Origin of the sequence: Marivita sp. S2033, from assembly GCF_046592965.1 — a bacterium.
In the GTDB taxonomy this organism is placed as follows: Bacteria; Pseudomonadota; Alphaproteobacteria; order Rhodobacterales; family Rhodobacteraceae; genus Marivita.
This window is the reverse complement of the sequence record NZ_JBISBV010000062.1, coordinates 1-317: the sequence shown is the minus strand read 5'-3', so window position 1 is coordinate 317 and position 317 is coordinate 1. Positions and strand designations below refer to the sequence as shown.

Annotated in this window: 1 protein-coding gene; it reads left to right on the top strand. The window is 67.2% G+C overall.

Translation table 11 applies throughout. From position 1 onward, the window contains the following. A partial coding sequence (locus ACGKZZ_RS17320; protein ID WP_411224761.1) for an AMP-binding enzyme occupies positions 1-317 on the top strand: 317 nt, incomplete at both ends.

The following is a 317-nucleotide window of genomic DNA, read 5'->3' as shown; positions in this document are numbered from 1 at the left end:
GGCTGCAAGCGCGACGCCGACGGCGATTACTGGATCACCGGGCGGGTCGATGACGTGATCAACGTCTCGGGCCACCGCATGGGCACCGCCGAGGTCGAATCCGCGCTGGTCGCCCACGCCAAGGTCGCCGAGGCGGCGGTGGTCGGCTACCCGCATGACATCAAGGGCCAGGGCATCTATTGCTACGTCACCCTGATGAACGGCATCGAACCCTCCGACGATCTGGTCAAGGAACTGCGCGGCTGGGTGCGCACCGAAATCGGCCCCATCGCAAGCCCCGACGTCATCCAGTGGGCCCCCGGCCTGCCCAAAACCCG